Origin of the sequence: Vibrio misgurnus, from assembly GCF_029635775.1 — a bacterium.
GTDB classification, from domain to species: domain Bacteria; phylum Pseudomonadota; class Gammaproteobacteria; order Enterobacterales; family Vibrionaceae; genus Vibrio; species Vibrio chanodichtyis.
The window spans coordinates 598521-613617 of the sequence record NZ_CP113241.1; the positions used below are offsets into that span (position 1 = coordinate 598521).

Genomic DNA, 15097 nt, shown 5'->3' on the forward strand with positions numbered 1-15097 from the left:
CTAGTTTGGTCGCGAAAAATAACTGGCTGTTTATACAGTTTTTGGTCACTAAAGTCCAGTGACGAGCACTAAAATGGGCGTTGAGTCATATCCCTTACTTTGTGGCTGGATCGAGTTGCAACAAGGGGCTGTGGTTGGCCCATTGTGGGCAAAATTCAATGAACTGGCGCAGTAGTGGGGTCTGGTATTTCTCTTTATGTACCAACATCCAGAACCGACGTTGCATATCAAGCGGTACATTGAGGATCACCACGCGACCATCTTGTTGCGGCGTGTTGGCCGCTAAGCGAGATAAACAGCCTAGCCCTAAACCGGAGCAGACACTGTTGATCAGCGCTTCGGTGGTATTGAGCTCAAACGCTTCAATCCAGTGTTCGATGCGTGGCGCAATCACGCGTAAGAAGAACTCACGTGAGCCTGAACCCGCCTCACGCAGTACCCAGTGAGAGTGTTCAAAATCACTCATCACCAAACGCTGTTGCTGCGCAAGGGGATGATCCGGCGCGCAGATAATACACATCTCATCTTGGCTAAATGGCGTTGAGATCAGTTCGGGATGTAGCGTTTTGCCTTCAATCAGACCGATATCAAGCTCGTAATCGACCAGCTTTTGGCACACTTGTGCCGAATTGGAAATAAATAGGCTTTGTGAAGGATGCGGATGCAGTTGACGAAAGGCGCTGATCAAATAGGGGGCAATTTGATTGCCAACCGTATCGCTGGCCCCAATCCGCAGTTTGCCGGTTAGGTTCTGCTGCTCATCAAATAGGCGGTCGATATCGTTAGCACGTTGCAACAATTCATCGGCTAAGGGCAACAATTTTTGCCCTTCCTGATTGAGCACTAAACGGTTATTGACCCGATCAAACAGAGCATGGCCGAGCTGTTTTTCCAGCTCAGACAGCGCCACACTGACTGCTGCTTTAGACAGATACAGCACCTGAGCGGCGATGGTCAGACTTTTGTGTTGCGTAATGGTGGTAAACACCCGCAATTGTTTGAGTGATATATGGCTAGCCATGATTGATGTTTAGTTTTATTGAACATGTGTTAGAAATAATTAGATAGTTGAAAACAAAGTGCAAGCGTAAGATGCGCCTATTCATCGTTTACCAACCATAGAGAGACAGTATGATTCGAGCCGCAAAAGCAAAAGTGATGGGAGCACCGACCCCAATGGCGGGTTTGGCACTCGGGATTGCGAGTTTGGGCTGGTGTTGGGAAAACATGCTTGCGGCCAACGGGATCGCGCAGTGGACGGGGGCCGCACTGGCCAGTATTTTACTGCTGATCCTCGCTTTCAAATTTTTATGGCATGGTCATTTACTGCGCCAAGATCTCGCGCATCCGGTGGTGGGCAGTGTGGTGCCTACCTTTGCGATGGCAACCATGGTGGTATCGGCGTCACTTGGTCACTTTTACCCGCTGGCGGGAGATGCGTTGTGGCTATTGGCGGTCGGTTTACACCTTCTATTTTTGGTGAGCTTTGTGTATCACCGCAGCCAAGCATTTGAGCTACATCATATGGTGCCGAGTTGGTTTGTTCCGCCGGTGGGAATTATTGTGGCGGATGTAGCGTTTTCCGGTAATCCATTGCTCGCCCCGATTGCGCACATTGCTTTACTGTTTGGCATGCTGGCTTACGCGGTGATGCTGCCGATGATGATCTATCGCTTTATTTTTACCCAAGAAATTCCAGATGCCGCGAAACCGACATTAGCGATCATGGCGGCACCGGCCAGCCTCTCTCTAGCGGGTTATTTGACGGTAGTGACTGAACCTTCACCGGTCATTGTTGCACTGTTGTTTGGCATTGCGGTATTGATGACGGCGATTATCTACTTGGCGTTCACCCGTTTACTGCGGCTCCCCTTCAGCCCTGGTTACGCGGCTTTTACCTTCCCGATGGTGATTGGTGCTACTGCGCTGTTTAAAATGGCGCAGTGGATGGAAAATATCGGCGTGGCCGAGCGTTATGTGGCGCAAGTGCATGGTTTGGCGAGTTTAGAGCTGATAGTCGCCACTGTGGTGGTGAGCTATGTGGCAATCCGTTATCTGGTGTTTTATCAACCACACAAAGTGTTAGTGGGTTCTCGTTAACCCCCCTGCCTACTTGAAGTTGCAGTGTTGGCGACGTTGGTTCACCCCCATCACATAGTTTGCCTATGCTCGTGGGGACTCACTCACTTGCCGCCTACCGGCAACTCCAAGTGGTTTGGCTATATATTGAGATCGAGCCCCACGCTTTTTTATCCTTCCTGACATGCACTTATGCTACTCTCCGCTGATGATGAGCCGAGCAGCATGAGTGCATTGTGTTTACTGTCTACCACTCCAACCACCTTGAAACGCTGAAAATCCTACTGGTGCATTTGATCAAGCATGAGCCTTTGTCCGATCCCTTGCAGGCGGAATGCATTTTGGTGCAAAGCCCCGGCATGTCGCAATGGCTGAAAATGGCACTGGCCAGTGAATTGGGCGTCGCGGCCAACTTAGAGTTTCCGCTGCCAGCGACGTTTATCTGGCAGATGTTTACTCAAGTGTTGCCTGATGTGCCAGCGCGTAGCGCGTTCAATAAAGAAGCGATGAGCTGGCGCTTGATGGAACTCTTGCCCAAGCTGCTGGATCGCGTTGAATTTGAGCCGCTGCAACGCTATTTACAAGAGGATAGCGATGATTCAAAACGCTTTCAGCTCGCGGAAAAAATTGCCGATATTTTCGATGGTTACTTGGTGTATCGTCCCGACTGGATTTTAAGTTGGCAAGCGGGAGAAGAGGTGGCCGAGCTTGCCGATCAGCACCCGTGGCAAGCGATTTTGTGGCGTGAACTGTACGCTAGCACTCGTGAGCAGGGACATTCGATCTATCATCGTGCCAATCTCTATCAACGCTTTATTGATCAGTTAGCGAGCGGCGAGCTGGATCGCAATCAATGGCCAAAGCGTTTGTTCATCTTCGGCATTTCTGCGCTCCCCCCGCGTTATATTGATGCGCTGCACGCGATGGGTGAGCATATCGATGTGCACTTGATGCTGAGCAACCCGTGTCAGCACTATTGGGGGGATATTCGTGACCGCAAATATCTGGCGCGGGTAGCGGCGCAAAAACGCCAGCAAATGCATATACATGGCGAGCAAGTTACGATCGGCAGTGAAGTTTCGCCGCTCAAAGGCGATCTAGAAAGCTATCTGCACCAGTCGCTGCATCTGAGCCACGCGGTGGGCAATAGTTTGCTCGCATCAATGGGGAAAATGGGGCGCGATAACCTCGCGCTACTCGCACAGCATCAACCATCGGAATTAGAGCTATTTATTGAAGTGGAACGTGATTCGTTGCTGCATCATATTCAAGCCGATATTTTGCATTTGCAAGAGCATCAAGACGATGCCAAGTTCGCCACTAGCCAGCATAAACCGAGCATTTTGGCACAGGATGATTCCCTGCAGATTTCGCTATGCCACAGTCCGATCCGTGAAGTTGAAGTGCTACACGATCGACTGCTGGCGGAATTTGAACGTGATCCGAGCTTAAAACCGCGCGATGTGATCGTGATGGTGCCAGACATTAACGCTTACGCACCTTATATTCAGGCGGTGTTTGGTAATGCGCCCGGCGAGCGCTTTATTCCATTTTCAATTTCTGATCGCAGCGCCGATCAAGAAAGCCCAATCTTAACCGCCTTTTTGCAACTGCTCGCGCTGCCACAATCGCGCTGTCTGGCTTCTGAATTACTTGAACTGCTTGAAACGCCTGCCATCATGGCTCGCTTTGCGATTGATGAAGAAGAGTTCGTCACCGCTAAGCGCTGGGTGGAAGAAGCGGGCATTCGCTGGGGATTAAATAGCGCCACCGGAGCCGAGTTTGATCTGCCCGCCAGCGAACAAAATACTTGGCAGTTTGGTATCGAGCGGATGTTACTCGGTTACGCGATGCCGGCGGAAGCCGGGTTGTATGAGCTGGCAGGTCAGTGGCTTGCGCCTTACAACCCAGTGCAAGGCATGAGTGCTGAGCTGGCGGGTAAGTTGGCCAACTTTATCACTACGCTCAGTGAGCTGCGTAGCCAACTGGCGCAAACTCAAACCATGGAGCAGTGGCGTTATTGGCTCAATCAATTGTTGGAGCGCTGTTTTAGTGTCGATTTGCAAGGTGAGCTGGCACTGAAAACCATTCGTGATAGCTTGGTCAATCTAAAGCAGCAATTGGCTGATGCGGGCTACCAAGCGGAGATTTCACCTGCGATTATTCGCCAAGTGTTGAGCGATAAACTCTCCGCCACGCGGATCAGCCAGCGTTTTTTAGCCGGCCAAGTCAACTTCTGTACCTTGATGCCGATGCGCTCGATCCCATTTGCTAAAGTCTGCCTATTGGGCATGAATGATGGCGTTTATCCGCCGAATGAAATGGCCGAAGGGTTTGATCTGCGTAATATGCAGCGCCGAGTCGGCGACCGCTCGCGGCGCGAAGAGTCGCGTTACCTATTTTTAGAAGCGCTGTTATCGGCCAAACAGCAGCTTTACATCAGTTATGTCGGGCGTTCAATTCAAGATAACCGCGAGTGCATGCCCTCGGTATTGGTCAGCGAATTGCTGGAATATTGCGAGCAAAATTACTGTTTAGCGGGCGATGAACATTTAACCAGTGATGATTCTGGCCGCCGCTTGGTGGCGCACTTAACCACTGAGGCGGCGATGGTGCCGTTTAGTCCGCAGGCGTTTATCGCTGGCAGTTTCGCCCGTGAATGGTTACCTGCCGCCCGTCGGCAAGGCCAGCGTCGGGCTGATTTTCTGACCCCACTCAGTGATTATCGCTTGGAAGTGAGCTGGCCACTTGAGCTGGAGCTGGTTGAGTTACAACGTTTTTGGCGTTTGCCGGTTGAGTATTTTTTCAAGCGCCGTTTAAAAGTGAGCTTTGAGCCGCCACTGGCGATGCTCGACGATGATGAACCGTTTGCCCTCAATGGGCTGAGCGCCTATCAGTTGCGTGATGAGTTGGTGGAAAAATTGCTCACGTGCCGTACTGCTGCCGAGCGTGATCACTGCGTCGCGCAGTTTGCTAAACAGCAGCGCGCACAAGGCAAATTGCCGATGGCGGCGTTTGGTGAACTTGAATTAGCACAAAGTGCTGAGCAGGCGGCAGCGCTGGCCGAGAAAATTGGCTTTTTGTGCCACCAACCCCTTGCTGATACGGAAATCAACCTCCGTTTGCAGCCATTTGCCGATGATCGCGTCGTATTGCTGCGTGGTTGGTTGGTCAAGCGTTATCAATCGGGCTTAGTGCGTGCGCGCAGTGGCGCGATCCGCTCTGAAGACTTATTGGCTGCTTGGATGGATCATCTCTGTTTAGCGGCAAGTGATCAGGCGGTCACCACCCATCTGATCGGTTATCAGCGTAAAGAGGGGGTACAACATCAGATCCTGCCGCCACTCAATGATGCACAGCAAGCCAAGGCACTGCTGAGCGAGCTGGTGGCGCTGTTTTGCCAAGGTATGGATCAGCCATTGGCCTATTTTCCGAAAACGGCGTTAGCCTGTGTGGAAGCGGGCTTTTCTCGTGGTAAATATCAGCCTGATGAAGCGAAATCCTACAAAAAAATGGCCGACACCTTTAACGACAGTTATTACCTCAAAGGTGAAGGGGATAATCGTTACATCGCGCGCATCTGGCCGCAATGGAGTGATGAATTGGCTAGCGCACTCTATTCATTAGCGATGGGCGTGCTGCAAACTGCGCGCTTGCAAGTGCAAGATGCAGGGTAAGTTCAATCATCAAGTGCTGAAAAAGCAATTAAGGTAGGAAGTGAGTGGCCGCCAGAAAATCATTATTGGTGTAGGGCGTTCGCTGTACGGCCACGGGTCAGAGGGACCACAATTCTTGTGCAACCCAGTAATGGGTTAACCTGCGCGCAGTGTAAAGTGCTGCTTCGGCTGGTGCCGTGAAGTGGATCCCATAAGCTCATACTCAATAACGGTTTTGGGTTGAGCGCAGAGAAATATTTGTCTTGCGTCACATCTGTGTGGAAAGGATAAGGATTAAGGCTGATGAGTGCCGATTCAAATAAGTTAGCGGTTACGCTGGATACGTTGCGTTTTCCCTTGCATGGGGCTCGCTTGATTGAAGCGTCGGCCGGAACTGGAAAAACTTACACCATTGCCGGACTTTATCTGCGGCTGGTACTTGGCCATGGCAGCGGTGAGACGCGTCACGCTCAGCCGCTCAGCGTGGATCAAATTCTGGTGGTGACCTTTACCGCTGCTGCGACCGCCGAGCTGCGTGATCGTATCCGTCGTCGCTTGCACGATGCTCGCCTCGCTTTTGCACGCGGTGCCAGTGACGATCCGCTGATCCACTCCTTACTTGAGGAGTTTACCGATCACAGCTTAGCGGTGTCTTTATTGCTTAATGCTGAGCGGCAGATGGACGAAGCGGCGATTTTCACCATCCACGGTTTTTGCCAACGTATGCTGACCCAAAATGCCTTTGAATCGGGCAGTCGCTTTGCAAACGAATTCATCACGGATGAAAGTCGCCTTAAAGCGCAAGTGGTGGCCGATTATTGGCGCCGACAATTTTATCCGCTGCCGATGGCTCTGGCGAATGAAGTGCATCGCCTATGGCCAGCTCCCTCTGCACTGTTGGCTGAGATTGCGGGTTATCTTTCTGGGCCGCCGGTCAAACTGACCACGCCATTAATGACAGGAGATTTGGCCGCACTGCAACAAGCGCAGATGGCGCGTATTGGCGAAATAAAGCAGCGCTGGTTAAGTGAGAGTGATGAGATAGCCGCAGTATTAGCCAGCTCGGATCTGCATAAAAATAGCCAAAATGCGCTGCTGCGCCGGGTGCCGATTCTGGATAGTTGGGCACACAGTGAAACGCAAGATCTGCACGTGCCCTCAGAGCTTGAAGAGTTCACTCAAAGCGGGCTGCTGGCGAAATCGAAGCAAGGCAATCCGCCACAATTAGCGCTGTTTGAACGGATAGAAGCGTTTGTTGCCGAGCCAGTATCACTCAAAACCCCGCTGTTGGTGCATGCGATCCACCACTGTCGCCTGTGGCTGGCACAAGCCAAATCTGCGCAACATTGGCTCTCGTTTGATGATCTACTGACCCAACTCAGCGCGGCGTTAGATCAGGATCAGCAAGGGTTGCTTGGGGAGCGGATCCGCGCGCTTTATCCGGTGGCGATGATCGATGAATTCCAAGACACCGACCCGCTGCAATACAGCATTTTCAGCCGCTTGTATCTTGAGCATCCGCACTGCGGCTGGCTGATGATTGGTGATCCGAAACAGGCGATTTACGCTTTCCGTGGCGCGGATATTTTCACTTACATCAAAGCGCGCAATCAGGTGAGTGCTCACTATACTTTGGGCACTAACTGGCGCTCCAGCACCGCGATGGTGGCGGCGGTTAACCACGTGTTCAGCTCGGCCAGCGATCCGTTTATTTACCGTCACGATATTCCATTTTTACCGGTGGCGGCGAGCCCGAGTGCCGATCTGCGCCACTGGACACTGGCAGGGCAAGTGCAGCCGGCTTTGACCTATTGGTGGCCACAAGATGTTGAGAAACCGCACAGTAAAACCGACTACTACGCGCAAATGGCCGAGGCCTGTGCCGCGCAGATCCAGCATATTTTAAGCGCTTCGGCGGCGGGTGAGGCCAGCTTTGAACACGGTACTGTTGATCGCGGTACTGCGATTGATGCGGGTGATTTAGCGGTGCTGGTGCGCACCGGTAATGAAGCGCGTATGGTGCGCGATGCGCTTAGCCAACAAGGCATCGCTAGCGTTTATTTGTCTAACCGTGACAGCGTGTTTGCCAGTGAGGTAGCGCAAGATGTGCAACGCTTGCTGCTGGCGGTGTGGCAACCGGAAGATGAGCGTTTATTGCGCGCCGCCGTTGCTTCGCATCTGTTTGCGTTAACCGCCAGCGAGCTGGATGGATTGAATAACGATGAAAACCAGTGGGAGCAGTTGATTGCCGAGTTTCGCCACTATCGCTGGTTGTGGAGTGAGCGCGGTGTGCTGCCAATGTTACGAGCAGTATTGACCCTGCGCCATATTGCCGAACGTTGGTTAGCGGAAACGGAAGGTGAGCGTTGGCTGACCGATTACCTGCATCTCAGTGAATTGTTGCAGCAGGCGACGCGTGATATTGATAGCGATCAGGGCTTGCTGCGTTTTCTGACTCAAGCGATGGCCGATGCACAGTTAGGACTTGGCGCCAGTGATGAGCAGATCCAGCGGCTTGAGTCTGAGCGCCGCTTGGTGCAGATCGTCACCATTCATAAATCGAAAGGGCTTGAATATCCGCTGGTCTTTTTGCCATTTGCAATGAGCTATCGCGAGAGTAGCGAGGGTAAATATTACGATGCCGAGTCGGCCACGACTTGGGTTGATTTAACCGGTAATCAGGAGGCGTTAGCCAAAGCCGATCAAGAACGCTTAGCGGAAGATTTACGTTTGCTGTATGTGGCGTTAACTCGAGCAGTGTATGGCTGCTTTATTGGTATCGCCCCACTGCGTAATGGAAATTCGAGCCAAGAGCCAACCTCGGCTCATCGCAGCGCGATGGGATATCTGTTGCAAGATGGCCAGCCGGGTGGGATTGCCGATCTAGAGCAAGCGCTGCTCAAACAGTGTGAGCATCTGCCGGATGTGGTCATGCAATTTCCACCGCCGCCGCGGGTTGAGCAAGCGTATCAACCACCCCAATTGGACGAGCGCGAACTGACTGCTCGCGAGTTAAGCCAAGCCATCGATCGTCGTTGGCGAGTCACCAGTTACTCAGGCTTGGTAATGCAATCGAGCCATGCTCGCTCTGATCCGATGCAAGAGATCCCTCTGCTTGACGTGGGCGGTTTTGATCTCGACAGTGCACAAGAGGATAGCGCGCAACAGCGAGATGGCGCGGCGCTTGAATCGGTCGAACGTTCGATTTTCAATTTCCCACGTGGCGCACGTCCCGGTACTTTCTTGCATTCGTTGTTTGAAGAGGTCGATTTTCAGCAATCGGCGCACAGTGCAGCCAATACGCAAATTATTCTGGATTTAATCGAAAGTGAGCAGATTGATGCAGAGTGGCTGCCGGTGCTGCAACAGTTGATCGATACCGTATTAAGCACGCCACTCGATGGCAAAGCGCTGCGTTTACAGCAGATCACGGCGGCCCAGCGGCTAGCAGAATTGGAGTTTTTACTGCCGATAGAAGGTTTAGATGCCGCCAGCCTCAATCGGATTATTCAGCGCCATGATCCGCTTTCCGCGCAAGCGGGCGATCTCAATTTTCATACGGTGCAAGGCATGCTGAAAGGTTTTATCGATCTGGTGGTGCAATATCAAGGGCGTTATTACGTGCTGGATTGGAAATCTAACCATTTGGGTGACGATCCTGCGGCTTATCATCCACAGCGTTTGGGCAGTGCTATGGCCGAACACCGTTACGATCTGCAATACCAGATTTACGCGTTAGCCCTGCACCGATTTTTGCGTAGCCGTTTAGCGGATTACGACTATCAACAACATTTCGGCGGAGTGTTTTATCTGTTTTTACGCGGTATGGATGGCAGCACCGAGCAAGGTGTGTTTCATACCAAGCCAAGTTTGGCTTTGTTAAATGAGTTGGATGGATTGATTGCCGGGCGCGAGCTGGCACAAAGAGCCAGTAAAGCCGGGCAGATGGAGCTTGATTTATGATGTTTTGGCAGAGTGAAATCGCGCAGCGTTTGCAGGCCCAAGGCGCGCTACGTCCTTTGGATGTGCAGTTTGCTCGCTTTATCGCGAAACAAGCCGCATTGGCTGGGCACAGTGCGGCAGAAAGTGAGCTGTTGAGCGTCCTGTCTGCTGCACTGAGTGCTGAGTTAGGTCGTGGTCATATTTGTTTACCGTTGAACGATGCGCATGGCCATCGCTGCGATTTAGCGGTGCTGATCGGGTGGTATGGCGCAGCAAGTGTGCCGCACCGCGAGCGCTGGTTGGCGTTGGATTGGTCAGCGCTATTGCAAGCTTCCCCTCTTGTTGGGCACAAAGGTGAAGCGGTTCCTTTAATGTTTGATGGCACAAGGCTGTATCTGCATCGCTACTGGCATTATGAAACTCAGTTGGCTGCCCGCCTGACTGAATTGGCGACCCCTTGTCGTTTAACCAGCAGCGAATTGGCTCGTTTACGCGCGCAGCTTGATATCTTATTTGCTCGCGACTACGTCGGCTTATGGCAGGCTTTGCAAGCTTCCTCATCCTCGTCGCTCACCGCGGTTGAACGTATTCAATGGCTAAGTGATCGGTTAGATATTGTTGCACCACAATTGCTCGATTGGTCAGCGATTGAAGCGGTGCTGGCAAAGGCGCAGCGCGCCGCGGATTTGCAAGCGTTAGATCAACTGATTGCGCCTGAGCACTGCCTAAATTGGCAAAAAGTCGCCGCTGCTGTAGCGCTGACCCGCCGTTTTGCGGTGATTTCTGGTGGCCCAGGCACGGGCAAAACCACCACCGTAGCTAAGTTATTGGCGGCACTGATCAGCCAGAGTCTCGCGCAAGGTAAAGTACCGGAGATTAAATTGATTGCGCCTACTGGCAAAGCGGCGGCACGTTTAACTGAATCGATGGGTAAAGCCATCAGTCAGTTGGCGATTGAGCCGGCGATCGCTGCCGCAATCCCCAGCAGTTCCAGTACCATTCACCGTTTGTTAGGGGCGATCCCAGGCAGTGCCGAGTTTCGCCATCATGCGCACAATCCACTGCATCTGGATTTATTGGTGCTCGATGAAGCCTCGATGGTCGATTTACCCTTGATGGTCAAATTGTTAGAAGCGCTGCCTAAACATGCTCGCTTGATTTTGCTCGGCGATAAAGATCAGTTAGCCTCGGTTGAGGCTGGTGCCGTCTTAGGGGATATTTGCAGTTTCATCAGCCAAGGTTATAGCGCAGAGCAGGGTACGCAACTGGCGGCATTGACTGGCTTTACCACTTTGAAGCCTGCGGCGAGTCATGCCGTGAATCCACTGGCGGATTGTCTGTGCATGCTGCAAAAAAGCTACCGCTTTGATGCGCGTTCAGGGATTGGGCAGTTGGCCAAAGCGATCAATAGCGGTGTGCCAGCGCGAGTTAACGCAGTGTGGCAGCAGCAGTTTAGTGATATCGAGCATTTTGCTTTAAGCGGTACCCATTATCAGCAACTGTTGCACACCTTAGTACAAGCGTATCGCCCCTATTTAAGCTTGATCCAATCTCCTCATTTAAATTCAGCGGCGTTGCCAGCCAGTACTCCAGATATGCTCACGTTGGCCAAAGCCGCACTGGATGCCTTTAGTCGCTGTCGATTACTGTGCGCATTGCGCGAAGGTGATTTTGGGGTGGCAGGCTTAAATACTCGCATTGAACGCGCACTCAATGCGCATAAGCTGATCAAAAGCCAAGAAGAAATTTGGTATCACGGACGACCAATTATGGTCACGCGTAACGATCATGGCTTGGGGCTCTACAATGGTGATATTGGTTTGTGTTTGCGCGATGATGGGGATGAGCTGCGTCGACTCAAAGTCTATTTTGAACTGCCCGATGGCAGCATCAAGGCGGTGTTGCCGAGCCGAGTTCCTCAGCATGAAACCGCTTATGCGATGACAATTCATAAATCGCAAGGCAGTGAATTTGATTTAACGTTGTTGATCTTACCGCCAGAGCATAGCCCGATTTTGACCCGCGAGCTGGTGTATACCGGCGTCACACGAGCTAAACAGCAACTGAAATTGTATTGCGAACCGTCAGTGTTACAGCGGGCGATTAAACTGAGTACCCAAAGGGCGAGTGGTTTAGTGGTGCGTTTACAGCAGTAAATGCTCCGCCAATCCGTGGCGGTAGGGCATTAAAGATTGGAGAACGCTTTGGTAAAGGTGATATTACGGATTTGGTGGCGTTGACAAGCTTCGGTCAGCATCATCTTAAGGCTCTCAGAGGCGGGAAATACACAATGCACATGCACGCCAGCCAGAAAATCAGCGTCTGCCATATCCCAAAAACTTTGTAGCGAGTTACAAATAACAGTTTTCATTGACGATTTGCTCTTAGGTACTGAATTTAGTAGTAAAAGCAATCCATGCGTGGCGCTAACCACAAGATGAGAGTGATCACATCACCCAGTGTTCAAGCGCCTAATCCTAACGACTTGATTGAACGGTATTTAATCAAGTTGGCGCATTTTAGCGATCTTGCGCACAAAATAAAAGCAAAAACGCACAAAAAAACGGCAGTAATTACCGTTTGATTATTTATGCATTTCATTGCCTTTATGGCGTCTGATGAGAGGCGGCATACTCGATTCAAAGCGCGAGCATTAAAATTTTAGAGCGACGTTGATAGTTATACAGACGCTGTTTTGCCACTGGCAGCGCTTCGACATCCACCTCATTAAAACCTTGTTCACGAAACCAGTGAGTACTGTGTGTGGTGAGCACAAACAGATCATCGATACCCATCTGTTTGGCTTGCTGTTTACTGTGCAGCAGTAAATGCAAGCCACGATGGCCATCACGGTATTCCGGATGGATCGCCATGCACGCCATTTCCGCCATGCGCTCTTCAGGATAAGGGTAGAGTGCCGAACAGCCGATGATTAAACCATCTTTGTCAATAATGGTGAATTTATGGATCTCTTGCTCTAGCTGCTCACGGGAGCGGCGGACCAGAATCCCTTGCTCTTCAAGTGGGCGGATCAGATCGAAAATCCCACCAATATCATCGATGGTGGCTTGGCGGATCTGCTCAGCACTGGCCATCACAATTTGCGTACCGATCCCGTCAAATGAAAACAGCTCTTGCAGCAATGCGCCATCTTGTTGATAACTGACTAAGTGGCTGCGCGGTACACCCGCTCGGCAGGCTTTTAAAGCGGCACGCAAGAAGCGTAGGGTACTAAAGCAATCTTCATCATTGGCCGGGCACTCTTGCGCCATTTTTTCCACTAGCCGTTCAACATCACTGGGAAATAATTCAGCAATCGCATTGCCTTTGCTATCAATGATGCCTTGCTGTGGACAAAAACCGATCAGCTTATCGGCTTTGAGCTTAATCGCGACTTGAGTGGCGACTTCTTCGGAAAGCAGGTTAAAACACTCGCCGGTGACTGAGCTGGCGATAGGGCCGAGCAGAACAATTGAGCCTAAATCCAGCATGCGATTGATGCCTTCCACATCAATCCGGCGGATCCGCCCACTGTGGCAGTAATCGACGCCTTCATCGATCCCGAGTGGTTGCGAAATAATAAAGTTACCGCTGACCACGTTAAGCTGCGCCCCCGCCATCGGCGTATTGTTAAGATTCATTGAAAGACGCGCGGTGATGGCGTGTTGCAGTTGTCCGGCCGCTTGCATCACTAAACTTAGCGAGGATTCATCGGTGATGCGCACGCCTTTGTGATACGGAGTATCACGATGATTTTTTTCAAGAATTTTATTGATTTGTGGCCGAGCACCGTGCACCAACACAATTTTTACGCCAAGGCTATGCAGCAGGGCAATATCGCTAATGATATTGGCGAAATTACTATCGGCAATCGCCTCACCACCGAGCATGACCACCATGGTTTTGCCACGATGGGCATTCACATACGGCGCTGATTGACGAAATCCTTTGACGAGAGCGGTGCTACGAATTTTCACGGCTAAACATTCCATTTGTTTAAATATGCTAAAATAATGACTTTTTATTCTTCGTTCGGCAAGTTTTTTATCTACTTGGGCGTTAGCTCCGATTTCAGGAGTTGCCGCGTGTAGATTAATCGGAATAAAAAACAGAGATATGACAATCGGCGATGGGTTATCGAGATACGGGTTCAATTGTTAGAAAGTGCAAAAAATCATCGTGATTGGTCTAAGGTTAATTGCACTGTTCAACTGAGTTTGTCATGCTCTTGGCAAATTCAAACTATGGGTTAATTTTGTGAGTAAACGTCTTCTTTCTGTGCTGAGCTTAGGGCTGTTATTTGGTTGTGCTCAACCAAATACCGATCGTGCTCAGCAGTATCACCAAGCTCATTTCCCGCACATTTTAAATCGAGTGGATGTGGTGGAATCCAATACGCCGCGTGACTACACCGAATTCAGCAAACAGAGTGAGCAGGTGGTGCAAGGCTCTGCTTCTATGGCAAAAATCTATCAACCCTTGTATCAGCAGTTGAATGAGTGGGTATTACAAAGTGGCGATCCGACCACGTTGGGGCAGTTTGGTATTCAGGCTGCGCAGTTCGGTGGTGGTGATAAGCAAGGTAATGTGTTGTTTACGGGGTATTTTTCGCCAGTCATGGAGCTGCGTCATCAAGCTGATGATGTCTTCAAATACCCAGTGTATGGATTGCCTAATTGCCAGCAAAATTGTCCAACCCGAGCCGAAATTTATCAAGGTGCGTTAGAGGGGCAAGGCTTAGAGCTTGGCTATGCGGCTAACTTAATTGATCCGTTTATCATGGAAGTGCAGGGCAGTGGCTTTGTCCATTTTGAAGATGATGACACCTTGGAGTATTTTGCTTACGCCGGTAAAAACAACAAAGCTTATGTAAGCATAGGTAAAGTGCTGATTGAGCGTGGTTTGGTGGCGCGTGAGCAGATGTCGCTGAAAGCGATCAAAGATTGGGTGCTAGCGAATGATGAAGCCACAGTACGTGAACTGCTGGAACAAAATCCTTCATTTGTTTTCTTTCAACCGCGCGCGGCGGCTCCGGTAACCGGTAGTGCTGGTATCCCACTGTTGCCGATGGCCTCGGTCGCTGGTGATCGCTCAATTTTGCCGATGGGGACGCCGATTTTGGCTGAAGTACCGCTACTGAATGCCGATGGCACTTGGTCTGGTGCACATCAGTTACGTTTATTGATTGTGCTTGATACCGGCGGTGCGGTGAAACAAAACCATCTCGACTTATATCATGGCATGGGGCCGCGTGCTGGCTTGGAGGCGGGGCACTATAAGCATTTTGGTCGGGTGTGGAAGCTGGGGTTAGATAACTCGCCCACTCAAGCGCCATGGGCTTTACCGCCAGAAAAGCAGCAATAGGTTCTGCCGTTAGCTGCTTAGTCTGTGGTGATCGCGAGCAAACTGGACATTTTTAT

Annotated in this window: 8 protein-coding genes; 5 read left to right on the plus strand and 3 right to left on the minus strand. The window is 51.1% G+C overall.

Annotated features, from left to right (window positions below; genetic code table 11):
* Positions 1-94: 94 nt before the first annotated feature.
* Complete coding sequence (locus tag OOK74_RS02855; RefSeq protein WP_277206271.1) at positions 95-1021, minus strand: LysR family transcriptional regulator; 927 nt, start codon at positions 1019-1021, stop codon at positions 95-97.
* Positions 1022-1131: 110 nt separating this feature from the next.
* Here OOK74_RS02855 and OOK74_RS02860 point away from each other — a divergent pair, with 110 nt between their 5' ends.
* From OOK74_RS02860 to recD, 4 genes are all read left to right on the plus strand, one after another.
* On the plus strand, positions 1132-2100 hold the full coding sequence (locus OOK74_RS02860) for a TDT family transporter (RefSeq protein WP_278183094.1): 969 nt from the start codon (positions 1132-1134) through the stop codon (positions 2098-2100).
* Between the two features lie 215 nt (positions 2101-2315).
* Positions 2316-5756 carry an exodeoxyribonuclease V subunit gamma gene (gene recC / locus OOK74_RS02865; protein ID WP_278183095.1) on the plus strand — a complete coding sequence of 1147 codons (3441 nt, stop codon included), beginning with the start codon at positions 2316-2318 and terminating at the stop codon, positions 5754-5756.
* Between the two features lie 282 nt (positions 5757-6038).
* The gene (recB, locus tag OOK74_RS02870; protein WP_278183096.1) at positions 6039-9698 is read left to right on the plus strand and encodes an exodeoxyribonuclease V subunit beta; all 3660 of its coding nucleotides are present in this window, start codon (positions 6039-6041) and stop codon (positions 9696-9698) included.
* Entirely contained in the window at positions 9695-11833 is a 2139-nt protein-coding gene (gene recD / locus OOK74_RS02875; RefSeq protein WP_278183097.1) for an exodeoxyribonuclease V subunit alpha, read from the plus strand. The genes recB and recD overlap by 4 nt, the downstream gene beginning before the upstream one ends.
* Positions 11834-11862: 29 nt before the next feature.
* Here recD and OOK74_RS02880 read toward each other — a convergent pair whose 3' ends face one another.
* Positions 11863-12048: a hypothetical protein gene (locus tag OOK74_RS02880; protein WP_278183098.1), complete on the minus strand. Its 186-nt coding sequence runs from the start codon at positions 12046-12048 to the stop codon at positions 11863-11865.
* Between the two features lie 268 nt (positions 12049-12316).
* Positions 12317-13654, minus strand: a complete 1338-nt coding sequence (gene argA / locus OOK74_RS02885) for an amino-acid N-acetyltransferase (RefSeq protein ID WP_277206265.1) — start codon at positions 13652-13654, stop codon at positions 12317-12319.
* 280 nt (positions 13655-13934) lie between these two features.
* On the opposite strand from argA, the gene mltA reads away from it, so the two are divergent.
* On the plus strand, positions 13935-15041 hold the full coding sequence (gene mltA / locus OOK74_RS02890) for a murein transglycosylase A (RefSeq protein ID WP_278183099.1): 1107 nt from the start codon (positions 13935-13937) through the stop codon (positions 15039-15041).
* Positions 15042-15097: the final 56 nt, after the last annotated feature.